The 14,841-nt window shown below is 64.9% G+C and carries 18 protein-coding genes and 1 pseudogene; 4 read left to right on the plus strand and 15 right to left on the minus strand.

Annotated elements, in window-relative coordinates:
- Positions 1–77 precede the first annotated feature (77 nt).
- Positions 78–770 (plus strand): annotated as a pseudogene (locus AC07PT_RS26345) (IS5 family transposase); the annotation flags it as partial.
- Positions 771–884: 114 nt separating this feature from the next.
- Positions 885–1,316, plus strand: a complete 432-nt coding sequence (locus AC07PT_RS26350; RefSeq protein WP_494658671.1) for a phosphotransferase — start codon at positions 885–887, stop codon at positions 1,314–1,316.
- Positions 1,317–1,456: 140 nt separating this feature from the next.
- Here the strand turns inward: AC07PT_RS26350 and AC07PT_RS26355 are convergent, their stop codons facing one another.
- From AC07PT_RS26355 to nifE, 8 genes are all read right to left on the minus strand, one after another.
- A complete protein-coding gene (locus AC07PT_RS26355; RefSeq protein WP_492345850.1) occupies positions 1,457–1,630 on the minus strand; it encodes a hypothetical protein in 174 nt (57 codons plus the stop codon).
- Positions 1,631–1,668: 38 nt separating this feature from the next.
- Entirely contained in the window at positions 1,669–2,244 is a 576-nt protein-coding gene (locus tag AC07PT_RS26360; RefSeq protein WP_494658672.1) for a nitrogen fixation protein NifQ, read from the minus strand.
- Between the two features lie 17 nt (positions 2,245–2,261).
- Positions 2,262–2,573: a ferredoxin III, nif-specific gene (gene fdxB / locus AC07PT_RS26365; RefSeq protein ID WP_492345852.1), complete on the minus strand. Its 312-nt coding sequence runs from the start codon at positions 2,571–2,573 to the stop codon at positions 2,262–2,264.
- Positions 2,574–2,591: 18 nt separating this feature from the next.
- Positions 2,592–2,801 (minus strand): CCE_0567 family metalloprotein, encoded by a 210-nt coding sequence (locus AC07PT_RS26370; RefSeq protein WP_492345853.1) that lies wholly within the window; start codon positions 2,799–2,801, stop codon positions 2,592–2,594.
- A 32-nt stretch (positions 2,802–2,833) separates the two neighbouring features.
- Entirely contained in the window at positions 2,834–3,358 is a 525-nt protein-coding gene (locus AC07PT_RS26375; RefSeq protein WP_494658673.1) for a NifX-associated nitrogen fixation protein, read from the minus strand.
- On the minus strand, positions 3,351–3,770 hold the full coding sequence (gene nifX / locus AC07PT_RS26380; protein WP_492345855.1) for a nitrogen fixation protein NifX: 420 nt from the start codon (positions 3,768–3,770) through the stop codon (positions 3,351–3,353). Before nifX ends, AC07PT_RS26375 begins: the two co-directional genes overlap by 8 nt.
- A gap of 40 nt (positions 3,771–3,810) precedes the next feature.
- Positions 3,811–5,238 (minus strand): nitrogenase iron-molybdenum cofactor biosynthesis protein NifN, encoded by a 1,428-nt coding sequence (gene nifN / locus AC07PT_RS26385; protein WP_494658674.1) that lies wholly within the window; start codon positions 5,236–5,238, stop codon positions 3,811–3,813.
- Positions 5,239–5,306: 68 nt separating this feature from the next.
- A complete protein-coding gene (gene nifE, locus AC07PT_RS26390; RefSeq protein WP_494658675.1) occupies positions 5,307–6,866 on the minus strand; it encodes a nitrogenase iron-molybdenum cofactor biosynthesis protein NifE in 1,560 nt (519 codons plus the stop codon).
- Between the two features lie 289 nt (positions 6,867–7,155).
- Between nifE and AC07PT_RS26395 the strand changes: the two genes are divergently transcribed.
- Both AC07PT_RS26395 and AC07PT_RS26400 read left to right on the plus strand, forming a co-directional pair.
- Complete coding sequence (locus AC07PT_RS26395) at positions 7,156–7,401, plus strand: hypothetical protein (RefSeq protein WP_492345858.1); 246 nt, start codon at positions 7,156–7,158, stop codon at positions 7,399–7,401.
- A 163-nt stretch (positions 7,402–7,564) separates the two neighbouring features.
- Complete coding sequence (locus tag AC07PT_RS26400) at positions 7,565–8,695, plus strand: hypothetical protein (RefSeq protein WP_492345859.1); 1,131 nt, start codon at positions 7,565–7,567, stop codon at positions 8,693–8,695.
- 116 nt (positions 8,696–8,811) lie between these two features.
- Here the strand turns inward: AC07PT_RS26400 and AC07PT_RS26405 are convergent, their stop codons facing one another.
- The 7 genes from AC07PT_RS26405 to nifD form a co-directional block, all read right to left on the minus strand.
- Positions 8,812–9,294 (minus strand): ferritin-like domain-containing protein, encoded by a 483-nt coding sequence (locus AC07PT_RS26405; RefSeq protein ID WP_494658676.1) that lies wholly within the window; start codon positions 9,292–9,294, stop codon positions 8,812–8,814.
- A gap of 60 nt (positions 9,295–9,354) precedes the next feature.
- On the minus strand, positions 9,355–10,260 hold the full coding sequence (locus AC07PT_RS26410) for a hypothetical protein (protein ID WP_494658677.1): 906 nt from the start codon (positions 10,258–10,260) through the stop codon (positions 9,355–9,357).
- Between the two features lie 7 nt (positions 10,261–10,267).
- Positions 10,268–10,624 carry a hypothetical protein gene (locus tag AC07PT_RS26415; protein WP_492345862.1) on the minus strand — a complete coding sequence of 119 codons (357 nt, stop codon included), beginning with the start codon at positions 10,622–10,624 and terminating at the stop codon, positions 10,268–10,270.
- 9 nt (positions 10,625–10,633) lie between these two features.
- Positions 10,634–11,203 (minus strand): hypothetical protein, encoded by a 570-nt coding sequence (locus tag AC07PT_RS26420; RefSeq protein WP_492345863.1) that lies wholly within the window; start codon positions 11,201–11,203, stop codon positions 10,634–10,636.
- 8 nt (positions 11,204–11,211) lie between these two features.
- Positions 11,212–11,535 (minus strand): hypothetical protein, encoded by a 324-nt coding sequence (locus AC07PT_RS26425; RefSeq protein WP_492345864.1) that lies wholly within the window; start codon positions 11,533–11,535, stop codon positions 11,212–11,214.
- Between the two features lie 113 nt (positions 11,536–11,648).
- On the minus strand, positions 11,649–13,208 hold the full coding sequence (gene nifK, locus AC07PT_RS26430) for a nitrogenase molybdenum-iron protein subunit beta (RefSeq protein ID WP_492345865.1): 1,560 nt from the start codon (positions 13,206–13,208) through the stop codon (positions 11,649–11,651).
- An 89-nt stretch (positions 13,209–13,297) separates the two neighbouring features.
- Complete coding sequence (nifD, locus tag AC07PT_RS26435) at positions 13,298–14,761, minus strand: nitrogenase molybdenum-iron protein alpha chain (protein ID WP_019572772.1); 1,464 nt, start codon at positions 14,759–14,761, stop codon at positions 13,298–13,300.
- Positions 14,762–14,841: the final 80 nt, after the last annotated feature.

Raw genomic sequence — 14,841 nt, forward strand, 5'->3', positions numbered from 1 at the left:
CACGTCGTTCTCTCATCGTCCACACCCCCTAGTTTCTTCTGTTTTAAGGATGCGACAACTATTCTGACGCGGGGGGCTGGCTCTCGGGCGAACACTTCAGCGTCGATGGAACCCTGATCCAGGCCTGGGCGAGCCACAGGAGCTTTGTGCGCAAGGACAAGGACGATGACGACACGCCGCCGCATCAGCCTGGCAACTTCAAGGGTGAGAGTCGCAGCAACGACACCCATGAATCCAAGACCGACCCGGATGCACGGCTGTACCGCAAAGGCAAGACCGCCAGCGAGCTGCGTTACATGGGCCACACCTTGAGCGACAACCGACATGGCTTGATCGCCAATGCGGTGGTGACGGTGGCCGATGGCTTCGCTGAACGAGAGGCGGCCAAAGCCATGATCAACGATGCGCGCCAGGCGTTGGGGGACCCGGACAACTCCATCACGCTGGGGGCGGACAAGGGTTACGACGCGGCCGAATTCATCCGGGCCTGCGATGAGATGAAGGTCATACCCCATGTGGCGCAAAACAAATCAGGCCGACGCTCGGCGGTGCCTGAGTCTGTGGCCCAAACCCCAGGCTATGCCCAATCACAGAAGAAACGAAAGCTCATCGAGCAAGGCTTTGGTTGGGCCAAGACGGTGGGCTCGATGCGCCAGGTGATGGTGCGTGGACTGCAACGCGTGGACCAGATGTTTGTGCTGACGATGGCCGCCTACAACTTGGTGCGCATGCGTACCTTGGGGCAAATCCGTCTGCAGGGGGTGAATTGAGCGAGAAGACGTGAAAAGTCGGGCTCGAATCGAAGAAAAGCTGAATATCAAACCCTGACATGTCGGAATGTGAAATGAAGACGCTGGCCTGCAGAGTTCGGGTCATAGCCTTCATTGCGGCGGGCGGTATTTCAGCAGCCTGTTAGGGGTAGAACGCTCATTCATGGGGATGCCCACGTCTGGAACTGGATGCTGCCGCGAGAAGGCCGAGATGGCGAACCAAAGCTCATCGACTGGGATGGCTGGCATCTTGGTGTTGGCGCCTGGGACCTTGCGTACATGATGGCCGTGCAGTGGGATCGCTCAGTACGCCTGCGCTTCGAGATTCAGCTACTGGACCGCTACCACGAGACTCTCGCCGCGTCGGGCGTGACTGGCTATTCGCGTGAGTCGCTTCAAAACGACTATCGTCTGGCAGTTCTCCTGCATATGCGTACGCCCATTGCGCGATTCGTCAGAAAAATGTCCGCGTATGTATGGTGGCCGCAAATCATCCGCATTCAAGACGCAGTGGAAGATCTTCAATGCCTAGATTTGTTGGCCTGATGACGACACAACGACCGATTTCAGCAAGATCGAGCGGCGGCAGATCAGCCCAGAGCGGGATCTCTGTGTCACTGAATTCAACGCCGGCCAGATGCCGTCAAATCTGAAACGGCGCCAACGCTCGCTTCCCGTTGCCCCCCTCATGCCGTTGACGCGGCAGTAAACACATTGAAACCTTGACGAGAAGCGAGGTCCAATGGCGTATCCACAAAGAGGCCTTTTGCAGCGGTGTCAGCACCGGCATTCAAAGGCGCCTCCAGCGACACCAAGCGATCTTCCGGCTCAGAAGCCAGGTGGAGGGCGGTCTTGATCACAGAAACACCCCAGTCAAATCGACCCAAGCACCCCTGCCCTACTCCGGCCCAAAACAAAGCCCTTGATCCGCACACACCGCACAGCTGGGTGCCCGGCAGATGAACAGCTCGTGGCGCAGGCAGAGCTGCTTGTAGAAGAACTTCTTCCACTTCATGTTCTGGTGGTTGAGCGCGGCCAGGGTGGGGAACCAGGTGGTAATCAAGGCCGAGAGTTCGGCCCGTGAGGGCAATGCCAGGTCTTGCCACAGGTGGTTGTTGCCCAGGCAGGCGCAGGCGATGCCGTGGGCCACGGCCTCGCGTTCGGCCGGGGTGCCGGCGGGCAGGGCCATGTGCTCGCGCAGCAGGTCCAGCAGGTCGTCGACCTCGTCCTGCCGGGGCTCCGGTCGGTGGGCCTGTGCCAAGGCGGGCCAATCCAGACCCAGATGCCGGTCGGCGCCCGGGAACCAGCGCTGCAGTGCCAGCCGGGTGGGCTCTGCGCCCAGGCCGCTGAGGGGCAGCCAGGCCAGGCCATGGGCCTGCCAGGCCTGTTCCAGCACGCCGGCCAGGGCCAGGGCGGCGGGCTCCAGCGGGTCGGTATCGGCGAACGACAGCAATAAGGTGCGGTAGGTGTCCATGGACAGACCCGCCGGGTTCACGCCGGGGCGGCGGCGTGGGTGTAGCACTTCTTGGGGCAGATCTTGGCGCAGGCGGTGCAGCCGATGCACAGCTCCTGATGGGCGATGGTCATGACCTTTTTCTCGTACTCATCGTCTTCGTCGTCGTCATCGCCGGCCAGGTGGATGCGTTCGCCGTCTTCGTCCAGGCCCACCAGCTCCAGCACGCCGCGCGGGCAAACGCGAAAGCAGCGCCCGCAGCCGATGCACTTGGCTTCGTCGAGGCTGGCCACGAAGGTCGGGGTCCATTGCGCGCCGCTGGGCAGCGTGACCTGAAAGTGTTCGCTCATGGTGGGCTCCGGGCAGGGTCAGGAGGTGGCCTGGGCTGCCTCACGGCGGGCGTCCATCAGGTCGGCGTGGGCGCGGTGGCAGCGCTGGGCCACGTCCAGGATGCGTTCCCAGCCGGTGGGCAGGTCTTCGGACAGATCGTGCAGATCCATCTTGGCCTGGGTGGCCTGGGCGTTGAGCTTCTTGATGCGCGCTTTGAGCTCGTCGGCGCGGGGGTCGGGCGTGGTCATGGTCAAAACGTCTGAAGGGGGGGGTTGCGGCGTCAGGCCCCGTACTGGGCCACGGCCGGGTAGGTGCGGATCATGGTGATGGCCTCATCGAGAAACTTGCCGCCGGCCTCGGCCAGCTTGGCCAGCGACGGAAAGCCGAAGCGATGCACATCGCGCAGTTGTTTGTTGACCACCACCAGGCGGCCGGCCAACAGCACCATGCGGCCAAAGCCCTCGTGGCTCATCTTCATCATGGGCGACACCATCTGGCCGGTCTCGCGTTCGATGGCCACGGCGATCGCGTTGTAGAAGATGTCGAGCCGCCACAGGATTTCGGGGTCGGGGTCGCCCAGGATGGGCAGGGCCCGGCGCTCTTCGGGGGTGAGGATGTAGGGGCGCAGCAGTTGCAGGTCGGTCTTGCCGTCCCAGGCGCCATGGGTGTCCTGGGCGCGCAGCTGCTTGATCAGCTGCTGCACAAAGGGCTGGGCCAGAAAGGCCGTGTCGTCGGCCCCGGCGGGCAGTTCAGCGGGCGCAGCAGCGTCAAGGGCGGGGGGGGTGGTAAGGGTGGCTTCAGCCATGTTGGACCTCGTCGAGTTCGTCATCAAAATCGTGGGCGCGAGGCTGGTCTTTGGTCATGGCCTTGCGCAGCCAGGGGGGCGGTGTGCCCTTGAGCACGCCTTGCAGCTTGAGCAGTATCTCGTCGATCACCTCGGGCTGGGGCACCTTGATCGGGTGGATCTTCAGGGCCACCACCCGCGCCGCGCCCGAACCACCGATGGCGGCCACGTACAGGATGGCGCAGTCTTTGATGGCTTCAAGCTTGGGGGCCAGCTTGTCTTCGTCACCGTCTTCCTCAAGCTTGCCGTCGAAGTCGAAGGCCTCGACAAAGCGCGAGCCCTCGGGCGTCACGTCGTAGCAGAGAATGCTTTTGGCCCAGCCGAAGTGGGCGTCCACGCGGACCTTGTCCTGGGTGGCGAAGGCGACTTTCATGGGGAACTCCTGTTCTTCAGAGAGGGGCATTGAATGGGGCTCAGAAGCTGCAAGCCTGGGCCGGTGGTGCCGCCAGATGCGCTTCAGGCGCCATCGAGGCAGGGGAAACGGGGCTGGCCGAGGGGCGGCTGGCCGCGCGCTGGGCCTCGGGGCTCAGGGGCCAGTCGCCCGCGTGGTGGTGCGGCAGGTGCTCGATCATGAGGTTGGCGATCTCGAAGATCAGGTTCATGGTGCCGCGGTAGCCCACCATGCGCCGGTGCGAGTTGCCCACCCGATCGAACATCGGAAAGCCCACGCGCCACAGCGGCTTGCCCAGGTGCTCGGCCGCCTGGCGCCCGTGCGAATGGGTGATCAGCACATCGCAATCGACGGCCATGCGCTCCAGGTCTTCCAGGTCGCCCAGCAGCACTTCGGCGGCCGGCAACAGGGCGTGGGCAGGCGATGCGGTGGTGCTGATGCACACGCTCAGCTCGGCGCCCATCTCGTGCAGCAAGGCGCCCACGGCCAGCAGCAGGTCAGGCTCGGCCGCCAGGGCCACCTTGATGCCACCGGTGTAGAAGTGCCCGTCGAGCATGGCGTCAAGCAACTGGCTGCGCTGGCGGCGCAGCCGGGCCGGCACGGGCTGGCCCGACACCTGCGACAGGCGCAGCAGCAGGCGGTCGTTGGGCTCCAGCCCGGTCAGGCGCTCGAACACCTCAAAAGGCGTGCCGGCGATGGCCTGCAGGGCCTGGGCCGCCTGCCGGGTTTGCTCGCCCACCCCCAGGGTGAAGGCCGAGGCCCCTGTGGCGCGAATGTCCTCCAGGCTGGTGCCGCCCAGGGTGGTGCCGCGCCAGTCGGGGGCGATGTGGCCGTCCAGCGAGCCCGACAGATCGGGCAGCACCACCGGCTGCAGACCAAAGGCCTCGATGATCTCGCGCAGCTCGTCGATGTCGCCGGGTGAGAGGTGGCTGCCAGGCAACAGCGTCACCTGCCGGGGCCGCACCGGCAAGGGCTTGACCAGTTGCTGCACCAGGCCGGTCAAGGCGAGGCGGTAGCCGTCTTCAAAGGCGCCCACGTAGTCGGGGGTGGAGACGTAGACGATCTCGGTGTCGGCCAGTTCGGGATGGCGCTGGCGTGCGGTGACCAGAAAGCCCTCCACATCGTCGCCCTTGGTCTCGGTCAGGCCGGTGGAGCAGATGGCGATCAGCCGCGGTGCGGCGCGCTTGCGGATGTTGAGCAAGGCCGTGACCAGGTTGTCGTAGCCCCCCATGATGGTGGTCACCTCGTTCATGGCCGTGGTCTGCAGTGGAATGGCCTCTTTGAAGTGGCGCACCAGCAGCACCAGGCCGAACGAGGTGCAGCCCTGCGAGCCATGCATCACCGGCATGCAGTCGGCCAGGCCCAGAAAGGCCAGGCTGGCCCCCAGGGGCTGGCTCATCTTGAGCGGGTTGACGGTGCAGGCTTTCTTCGACTCGACGACCTTGGCCATGGTGGGGCTCTCCGGCTGGGTGGATGGGGTGGGCTGGCGGGCAGAAAAGCAGGCAGGCGTGGCAGGGCTCAGACCGGAATCTCTTCGGCGCTGAGGCCCAGAGACTGGGCCGCCACGTCGCTCAGGTACTGGTGCGCTGCCATGGGCATGGGTTCGGGTGTGGGGCTGGGCAAGGTTGCCGCGCTTGCGGGGGTCGCATCCGGGCCGGCAGCGCTGGCCGGCACCGCGCCCAGGGTTTCGCCGTCGACACCCCAGGGTGCCGGGATGCGCACCTGCTGCCACACCGGGTTGAACAGGGCCCGGTCGATCTCGTGCACCAGTTCCACCATGCCCTCGTAGCCGCCATAGGGGTGGTGGCGCTCCTGGTTGATGTCGAGCCAGGGCATGCGCGCCTTCAGGGCGACAAACTGCGAGCGCCCGCCCGACAGCATGATGTCGGCCCGCGCCTCGCGCAGCATCTTGTACATCTCGCGCGGGGTCATGTCGTCGATCATGTGGGCGTCGTCGCCCATGATCTCCTTGATCTTTTCCTTGTCTTCGCGGGTGCTCTTCTTGACGCTGGTGCCCACGATCTCAAGCCCTGCTTCTTGCAGGGCCGACACCACCGACCAGGACTTGACGCCGCCGGTGATCAGCAGCACCCGCTTGCCGCTCAGGCGGGCCTTGTAGCTGGCAATGCGCTTCCAGGCCCGGGCCTCTTCCACCTCGATCAGGCGCTCGGTGCGCTCCAGCAGTTCGGCATCGGCGCCCTGGCGCACCAGCAGCGTGGCGATCTGGCGCAGGGTGTCGCTCATGTCGCTGATGCCGTAGAACGAGCCCTCGAAGTACGGAATGCCGTAGCGCTGCTCCATGCGGGTGGCCACATTGATCATCGACTTGGAGCACACCATCATGTTGACCTTGGCGCGGTGTGCACTGGCGATCTCGTTGTAGCGGCCATCGCCCGAGATGCACGACAGTACCCGGATGCCCAAGGCCTCCAGCAGTGGCCGGGTCTGCCACAGCTCGCCCACCAGGTTGTATTCACCGATGATGTTGATGTCCAGCGGGGTGGTGTACTCGGGCTCCCGGGTGCCGATCACGTAGTCGAGCAAGGCCTCGGCACCCAGCTTGTTGCCCAGGTTCTTGGGGCCGGCAAAGCCCGGCGCGTTGACCGGGATCACCGGTTTGCCAAACTTGGCGCTGGCGCGCTGGCACACGGCCTCGATGTCGTCGCCGATCAGGGCCGTCACACAGGTCTGGTACACAAACACCGCCGGCGGGTCGAACTTCTCGATGATCTCGCGCACACTGCGGAACAGGCGTTTTTCGCCGCCATAGATCACATCGAGCTCATGGATGTCGGTGGTGAAACCGGTGCGGTAGATCTGCGAGCCCGACGAGGCCGAGTGCCGGTTGTCCCACGAGTTGCCCTCGCAGGCGATCGGGCCATGCACCAGGTGGGCCACGTCGGCAATCGGCTGCAACGCGATCTTGGCGCCATCAAACGCACAGCCACCGGCGGCGGCACCGGGCGACAGCTGCTTGGTGCAGCCTTTCTTGCGCTCTTTCTCAGTCTTGCCCTGGTTCTTGTCGCAACCGGGCTCTTCGAACACTTCGGCAATTTTCGCTTTGAGCGAGACGGACATGGGGCACTCCTGACAGCGGTGGGGTGGGTAAGCCCTCTTTGCAGTTTTGGTGCCAGCGACAAAGCGCACAAAACGGCATTGCCCACCCCCCCGGTACAACGCCCGGTCGCACCTGGCCCACTGCGGCGTGAAGCGTTTGACGCAATTGAAGGGTTTGCGACACAGCGCCCTACCGCCCACCACCACCGCCCTAGAATGGCCGCCTGCAGCAGGCCCGCCCTGCCCTGCCCGCCACCAGGGCCCTGCCCACCCAACCCTCCGACTCAACCAAACCAGACCTCAGCCGTTCATGCCTGCCACCGAACTCACCGTGACCCCCGCCGGCCAAGTGGCCGGCAAACACCTGCTGATCCCCAGCGGCCCCGAGGGCACCTTTTACCCCCACATCCAGGACTGGGTCACCGCCCAGCGCAAGGCCGGCAAAGTAGTGCGCGACGTGAGCTCCGAGGTGCTGGTCAAAGGCATCAAGCAGTGGGCCGCCTACGAGCACAAGGCCGGCGGCAAGATGGTGCGGACGGTGTTCAAGATCACTTGAGGGGGCTCTGGGGCGATTTGTTCGCCCCGCTTCACCTCAAGGCGCCGCAGCACGCCTGCCATCAAGGCAGCCGGCAAGGCATGGCCAGCTTTCGTTTAGGATGAAATCAAGACAAACGACCCTGTCAACTGGGGGCCTAAGACCCCAACGGAGGACCTTGATCATGGCAAAGACCCACCTGAAACGTTGCCTGGCCATCGCATGCATGGCGGCCTCACTGGGGCCCTCTGTGTCGCCGGCCTTTCAGGTTCTGCCTCGCATCAGCGACGTTGACCGAAAGCTCTCCAGCCTGGGCAGCAACCAGATCATCGACGGTCTGGGGCAATGGTTGGTTGGCAACGCGCTTCCTTTGATCAAAAGCCCGGTGCATGAAGCCATCACCCTCAACGCCCTTGACTGCACGGTTCAGCCAGGCGCTGAAAAAGACTGCCTGACCACCGAAGCGGTCCGGGCCCACCAGGTGCTTTTGTACGGCGTACGCTGGCCCGACGATCCACCGTTCGCGCTGAACCGCGCGTCGCCGCCGCGCATTGCAGACTGTGACCCCAGTGTCACGCTGCGCTCAACTGCCCAGCCCAAGTGCTGGAAGGGCCTGTTTTCCGATGCCGACAAGACCGCCAAGCAGCGCATGGCCAGCCGGCCCGGCGAACCTGCTTTCGGCCCAGGCGACTACTTGTTGTACCGATCCCATTTTGGTGACCTGCAGTTCTTCCATTCAATGGCCGCGCACGACGGAGAGACTGCCGCCGAGACCCAGCAACGCATGCGCATGTGGGCACAGTTCCTCTGGGGGGTGGCGACCCAGACAATTCCAACCGATCAATTCATCCGAACCCTCGGCATGGCCCCGCTGGCGCTCTATTTTCCTGGCGACATGACGGCCACCAATCTGATGGCAACCGGCATCGTCGAGGTCCGCAAAGACCTCGACCAAGTGGCTCTGGGTGTTCTGCTGCACATGCTCCAGGACAGCTTTTCACAGGCCCACGCCGGACGGGCCCCTGAGAGCGGGGCCGCATGCGAAGGGATGGCGCGGTTTGCACAGCCCGGCAAGATCCGCCAGTTCTACAGTTACGCGGGACAGGTGGGCAGCCTGCACGACCACGAGGACACCTTCAAGGCGCTGGGCCTGCAAACCCTGCAGGTCAGCCCCAGCGTCGTCGATGCCAGCCGAGCCTTGCTGACCTTGTGGAAAGAAAAGGCAGCTTGGCACGAGGCAGAGAAATACTTCGATTGCGCCTTTGCGCTGGAAGCACCCGATGCTCCCGCGGGACCCGGCCCCTTCACGAATTGAGGCCACGTTGCTGGCCTGTGTGAGGTCCTGAAGACCCATGACGGCCACGCGGTCAAGGCTCGACAGAAGTTCAGCGCTGCGAAACGTTGGGCCTGCTTCTGTCTTTCACTTGTCCATCACCCCTCCACCGGCAAAGGCAGACCTGCCTTCTGCAGATCCACCCAGCGCTGCAACTCCAGCACGTGGGCGCTTTCTTCGTCGACAAACTCGCGCGCCAGGGTGCGGATTTCGGGGTCGGTGGTGCCGTCAAGCACCTGCTGGTAGAAGTCACGGCCCGAGGTTTCGGCTTGCAGGGCCACCTGCAGCGCCTGCTCCGGGCCCAGTTGGGGGTCGGCGGCCCAGATGGCGGCGGCCTCGGGGCTTTCGAGGTCGGGCCAGCTGAAATCCTCGGCTTTCAGCGCGGGCAACTGGCGGTAGGCGGCGCGGGAACGGGCGTCTTGCAGGTGCAGCAGCGAGTAGTCGGCCAGGCGCCTGAACAGGCGGGCCACCGCGCGGTTGCCCGCGCTCTGCATGGCGTCGGCCAGTTCGCCAAAGCGGCGGGCGGCCTCGCTCTCCAGTTGGATGGAATGGGCCAGAAAGGTTTCGATGTCGTAGTGCATGGCGATGGTCTGCGTTGGCGGTAATGGTCAGCGATGGTCAGCGATGGGCATGTGGGCGCATCAGCGCCACGGCGGGGGCGGCGATGGCCCGGACGCCTGCCTGAAGGGCGCTTGCAACAAGATCTGCCTCAGGCGGGCCAGTTGTGCCTGCCGCCAGGTCAGGTCATGCCCCGGGTCGGCCTGCGCGCCGGGCACCGACACGGCAAGCAGCGCGGCCTGCATGCGCAGCCACCAGCGGGCCTGCACGAAGCCGGGGCGCCCAACAGTGGCCTCGTACTCCAGCTGGCAGAGGTGCAACAAGGTGCCCAGCGTCTGCGGCTGATCCGGGCAACCCAGCTCCAGCAGCAGTTGCAGCACCGCCTCGGGATCGCCATCGGCCAGATGCAGCAGACGATCGCGGTGTCGTATCAATTGGCGGCACAGCACCAGCCTCGCTTCGGGCAGTTGACAGCGTTCGCTCAGGGCGGCCAGCACGGCCAGGGCCGTCTCACCGGGACGGGTCGGCCGCAGCCGGTCCACCGCCCGATCGAGACACCGGTCGCCTTCCGCCGGCATCCCGCCGATGCGGTGCAACAGCCCGGCCAGGCGGTGCTCCAGTGGGGCACCGCTGGCGGCCAACCGGTCCAGCACCCGCAGTTGGACCTCGGCCGCATGCGGGGCGACCAAGGACGGCGTTGCATCGGACGCAGCCCCCACCGGCAGGGCTTGGGCATAGAGCTGGTCGAGTTCGGGCAAGAAGCGCTTCAGGCCGCCGCAGGCGCGCAGCGCCTCGAAGAAGCCCCTTGGGTACGGCGCCATCAAGGCCCGGCAAAGGCTCTGGCCGCGCTGCTCAGGGCGCAGGCGCTCGATGCGGTCCATCTGTACCAGGCAGCTCATCCAGGCCAGGTCCTGCGCGTCCAGGCCGGCGGCCTGGCTCTGCGCGGCCGCCAGCGAAAGGCGGATCAAGTCTTGGCCGGTGCCGCTCATGGTGTGCTCACAGCTTCATGTCGAACCACACCGGATGACGCTGCCGCAGCTGGTGCAGCATGTCCAGCGTGGCAGGCACCAGGGCCTTCAGGGCGTACCAGACGGCCTCGCGGCGCGCGCTGCCCGGCTGCTCCAGCAGGGTCTGCAACACGCCCCAGCCGTGCCAGTCCAGTTGCGGCAGGTTCAACTGCAGGGCCTCGGGCAGGTGCGACAGGGTCTGGGCCATGATCAGCAGCTGCTGCTCCACCTCGGCCAGGGTGTTGGGGCTGGCAAACAGTTCATCCTCATCCTGCAACTCGCGCAGCAGCAGGGCCAGGGTGCGGCCACCCGACTGCAGGATGGCCAGTTGCATCAGCGCCAGCACGGCCTGCCCCTATTGGTTGTCGGCCAGCACTTCGAGTGCCACCAACTGCTGATACAGGGCGCGCCGGGCGTGCCAGTGCGCAGGCCCCACCAGGGCTGGGTCGGCGCCCTCGAAGGCGTGCAGGGCCTGCTCGTCGCTCCAGTAGACCGTGGTGCGGCCCGGGCGGGCGGCCAGTGCGGCCTCCAACGCCTGGCGCAGGCTCACGGGTTCAGCTTGCAGCATGCCGCGCCCAAGCAGGTGGTCGGCTCGGTACAGCGGGGCGTCATAGCCATGGTGCTGCCCCAGCGCGCACAGGGCCGGAAAGCGCGCCTCGGCCTCAGGGCCGGGGGGCAGATCGGCCAGCAGCTCCAGCCATTCGCGGGCGCTCTGCCGGTCGTAGATCTCCCAGGGCTGCAGGGCATCGGTGGCGGCCACCTTGCGGGCCAGGTCGGCCTCATCGTAGGCAAACCAGGCACGGGGTTCAATGCGAGGTTCGGTGCGAGGTTCAGACCGGGCCTGCACGGGGGTACCCGCCGGGGCCGATGCGGCGGCCAGCGATCCGGTCGACGCGTCGGCGGGGCGTTCCAGGATGTAGATCATGACGGGCTTCACTCCACCCCATCGGCCTCAGCCTTGGCCCACAGGGCCCGCCGGATGCGCTGGTTGATGCCCGAAGGGCTGGCGTCAAACTGGCGCTGCGCCTGCGTCATGGCGCCCTGGGCCGTGGCGGCTTCGCTGAGCGTGAGTGGCAGGCGACCGGCCACATAGGCCGCATCGGGCATGACGCGGGCAATGGCCTGGCGGTTGGGGTGCTCACTCAAGGGCACCAGCACGGTGGTCTCGGGCACACCGTCCAGACACAGCTGCCCGTCGATGACCTCGACGCGGCGCCCGTCCAGGGTGGTCTTCACATGGGTGATGGGGGCATTCATGGCGATGACTCCTCTGCGCGAAGGGACAACGGTCCGGGCTCGGGCAGTGGGCACAGGCCCTGCCCAGCCGGTGCGAGACGGGCCACCTGGCACAAGGTGGCCCGCCGTGCACATCAGCGGATGATGTCGAACGAGTAGTCGGTCTTGGAGGCCACGTTGGTGTTGGCGTCCAGGGTTTCGAAGAACTCGTCGAGCAGGGTCACCAGCACGCGCAGGCCGCCGTCATAGCCCCAGGTGGGGTAGCGGTGGTAGTGGTGGCGGTCAAAGATCGGGAACACCATGCGGACCAGCGGGGTGCCGGTGTCGCGCTCCAGGTACTTGCCGTAGGTGTTGCCGATCAGAAAATCCACCGGCTCCGTGAACAGCAGCGAGCGCAGGTGCCACAGGTCGCGCTTGGGGTAGGCCTTGCAGCCGGCACCGTAGGGCGAGGCGTCGAACAAGGCCTGCACCCGCCTGGCCCATTCTTCGTTGCCGTTGGTGGCCACCACATGGGCCGGCTCGGCGCCCAGCTCCAACAGAAACTGGGTGTAGCCCAGCATCTGGTCAGGGTCGCCGTACAGGGCGTAGCGTTTGCCGTGCAAGTGGGCCTGGCTGTCGGCCATGGCATCGACCAACTGGCCGCGCTCCAGCTCCAGCTCGGCCGGCACCGGCTTGCCCGTGAGGCGCGAGATGGCCAGCAGGAAGGCATCGGTGCCGGCCACGCCCACCGGGGCGTTCAGCACCACCACTTCCTGGCCGTGTTCCTTGATGAACTTGCTGGTCTTCTCGCTGCAGAACTCCTGGAACACGATGGTGGCCTTGGCGTGCAGGGCACGCTCCACCTCTTCCTTGGTGGTGCCGCCTTCGTACATCCGGAACTCACCATCGGTGGGGGTGTTCCAGTTGCCCGAGGGGTCGCACAGCACGTTCACCTGCACGCCGAACAGGCTGAAGATGCGGCGGATCTCTTTCATGTTGCCGACCACAAAGCCGTCAAAGCCACCGATGAAGTTGATGCTCTCATCGGGCACGCGGGTCAGTGGCGCGGTGGTGCCGGCCTTGCCGTCCCAGAAGTGCTTGAGGATGCCCAGCAAGGCATTGTCGTAGCCGGTGATGTGGCTGCCCACAAAGGCCGGTGTGTGGGCAAAAGGCACGTCGTAGGCCTCGGGGACGCTGCCCTTTTGTTTGCTGTTCTTGATGAAGGCGTCCAGGTCATCGCCGATCACTTCGGCCATGCAGGTGGTGGACACCGCAATCATCTCGGGCTTGTACAGGTTGTAGGCGTTGGCCAGGCCGTCGATCATGTTGTTCAGGCCCCCGAAGACGGCGGCGTCTTCGGTCATCGACGAGCTCACGCACGAGGTGGGCTCCTTGAAGTGGCGCGAGAAGTGCGATCGGTAGTAGGCCACGCAGCCCTGGCTGCCGTGCACAAAGCTCAAGGTCTTGTGAAAGCCGTTGGCCACGTACACGGCGCCCAGCGGCTGGCAGGCCTTGGCCGGGTTCACGGTCAGTGAGTCGCGGGCAAAGTTTTTTTGCTTGTAGTCTTCGGTCTTGGTCCACTCGATGACCTGTTTGACGGTGTCGTCGGAGTGGTTGAACTCGAAGTTCTCTTTCTTGGTTCGGAAGATTTCCTGGTACTCGGGCTCACGGAACAGCAATTCGTGGTCGAGGATCTTGTCGGCGGATTGGGGCATGACGGGCTCCGGTAAACGAGAGAGGGTTCAGGGGGCCCCGGGCGCGGGGCACCCGGGGCGCTGGCGAAAGCTGGCGGTGGCTGATGGGATCAGGCGGCCTTTTTCCAGGGCGCCTGGGTCAGGCCCCAGATCGGGCTGGAGATGGCCATGTCCATGTCGCGCGCAAAAATCGCGAAGCCGTCATAGCCGTGGTATGGGCCCGAGTAGTCCCAGCTGTGCATCTGCCGGAAGGGCACGCCCATTTTCTGGAACACGTACTTTTCCTTGATGCCCGAGCCAACCAGGTCGGGCTTGACCTGCTCGACGAACTTCTCGAACTCGTAGCCTGTCACGTCGTCATAGATCAGCGTGCCGTCTTTGACGTAGTGAGTGGTGCGCTGGTAGTCGTCGTTGTGGCCGAACTCGTAGCCCGTGCCCACCACTTCCATGCCCAGGTCCTCGTAGGCGCCGATCACGTGGCGCGGGCGCAGGCCGCCCACGAACAGCATGACCTTCTTGCCTTCCAGGCGGGGCTTGTACTTGGCGATCACCGCGTCCATCAACGGGCGGTAGCGGGCGATCAGTTTTTCGGCATTGGCCTTGATGGTGTCGTCGAAGTGGCTGGCGATCTCGCGCAGGCTCTTCTCGATCATCGAAGGGCCGAAGAAGTTGTACTCCACCCATGGGATACCGTACTTTTCTTCCATGTGCCGGCTGATGTAGTTCATCGAACGGTAGCAGTGCAGCACGTTGAGCTTGGCCTTGGGGGTGTTCTCCAGCTCGGCGATGGTGCCGTCGCCCGACCATTGCGCGATCACGCGAAGGCCCATCTCTTCGAGCAGGATGCGGCTGGCCCAGGCGTCGCCACCGATGTTGTAGTCGCCGATGATGGCCACGTCGTAAGGGGTGGAGACGAAATCGGGGCGCTTGTTGGGGTCGACCTTGTCGAACACCCAGTCCCGGATCGCGTCGTTGGCCAGGTGGTGGCCCAGCGACTGGCTCACGCCGCGAAAGCCTTCGCAACGCACGGGCACGATGGTGTGACCTTCGTACTGCTTGGCCTTCTTCTTGGAGACGGCTTCGATGTCGTCGCCGATCAGGCCGATCGGGCACTCGGACTGGATCGAGATGCCTTTGTTGAGCGGGAACAGTTCCTGGATCTCGTCAATGATCTTGTCGAGCTTCTTGTCACCGCCGAAGACGATGTCTTTTTCCTGGAAGTCCGAGGTGAACTGCATCGTCACAAAGGTGTCGATGCCGGTGGTGCCGATATAGTAGTTGCGACGAGCAGCCCACGAGTACTGGCCGCAGCCCACCGGGCCGTGGCTGATGTGGACCATGTCCTTGATGGGGCCCCACACCACGCCCTTGGAGCCCGCGTAGGCACAACCCCGGATCGTCATGACGCCGGGCAAGGATTTGATGTTGGACTTGACCCCGCAATCGGGCTTGCCGTCCTCGAAGGTGCCCAGGTGCTTGGCGCGCCGCTTGGCCATCTTTTCAGGGTAGGCCTTCAGCACTTCATCGATCAGGGCCTTGTTCGCGGCCTTGCGTTCTTCAACGGTGGCGGTCATGGAGAGCTCCGGTTAGATAGTTGTCAGTGAGAGTCGGGCGCGGGGGCAGGCCCTCGTGTGGTGGGGCCCTGCGCCCCGCG

This window comes from Curvibacter sp. GW821-FHT09D12, assembly GCF_059416245.1.

Coding starts and splice junctions, on each gene's coding strand:
- nifK (WP_492345865.1), bottom strand. CDS start 13,208: ATGCCCCAATCCGCCGACAAGATCCTCGACCACGAATTGCTGTTCCGT.
- nifD (WP_019572772.1), bottom strand. CDS start 14,761: ATGACCGCCACCGTTGAAGAACGCAAGGCCGCGAACAAGGCCCTGATC.
- AC07PT_RS26400 (WP_492345859.1), top strand. CDS start 7,565: ATGGCAAAGACCCACCTGAAACGTTGCCTGGCCATCGCATGCATGGCG.
- AC07PT_RS26395 (WP_492345858.1), top strand. CDS start 7,156: ATGCCTGCCACCGAACTCACCGTGACCCCCGCCGGCCAAGTGGCCGGC.
- AC07PT_RS26360 (WP_494658672.1), bottom strand. CDS start 2,244: ATGGACACCTACCGCACCTTATTGCTGTCGTTCGCCGATACCGACCCG.
- AC07PT_RS26425 (WP_492345864.1), bottom strand. CDS start 11,535: ATGAATGCCCCCATCACCCATGTGAAGACCACCCTGGACGGGCGCCGC.
- fdxB (WP_492345852.1), bottom strand. CDS start 2,573: ATGAGCGAACACTTTCAGGTCACGCTGCCCAGCGGCGCGCAATGGACC.
- AC07PT_RS26420 (WP_492345863.1), bottom strand. CDS start 11,203: ATGATCTACATCCTGGAACGCCCCGCCGACGCGTCGACCGGATCGCTG.
- nifE (WP_494658675.1), bottom strand. CDS start 6,866: ATGTCCGTCTCGCTCAAAGCGAAAATTGCCGAAGTGTTCGAAGAGCCC.
- AC07PT_RS26410 (WP_494658677.1), bottom strand. CDS start 10,260: ATGAGCGGCACCGGCCAAGACTTGATCCGCCTTTCGCTGGCGGCCGCG.
- AC07PT_RS26375 (WP_494658673.1), bottom strand. CDS start 3,358: ATGGCTGAAGCCACCCTTACCACCCCCCCCGCCCTTGACGCTGCTGCG.
- nifX (WP_492345855.1), bottom strand. CDS start 3,770: ATGAAAGTCGCCTTCGCCACCCAGGACAAGGTCCGCGTGGACGCCCAC.
- AC07PT_RS26370 (WP_492345853.1), bottom strand. CDS start 2,801: ATGACCACGCCCGACCCCCGCGCCGACGAGCTCAAAGCGCGCATCAAG.
- nifN (WP_494658674.1), bottom strand. CDS start 5,238: ATGGCCAAGGTCGTCGAGTCGAAGAAAGCCTGCACCGTCAACCCGCTC.
- AC07PT_RS26405 (WP_494658676.1), bottom strand. CDS start 9,294: ATGCACTACGACATCGAAACCTTTCTGGCCCATTCCATCCAACTGGAG.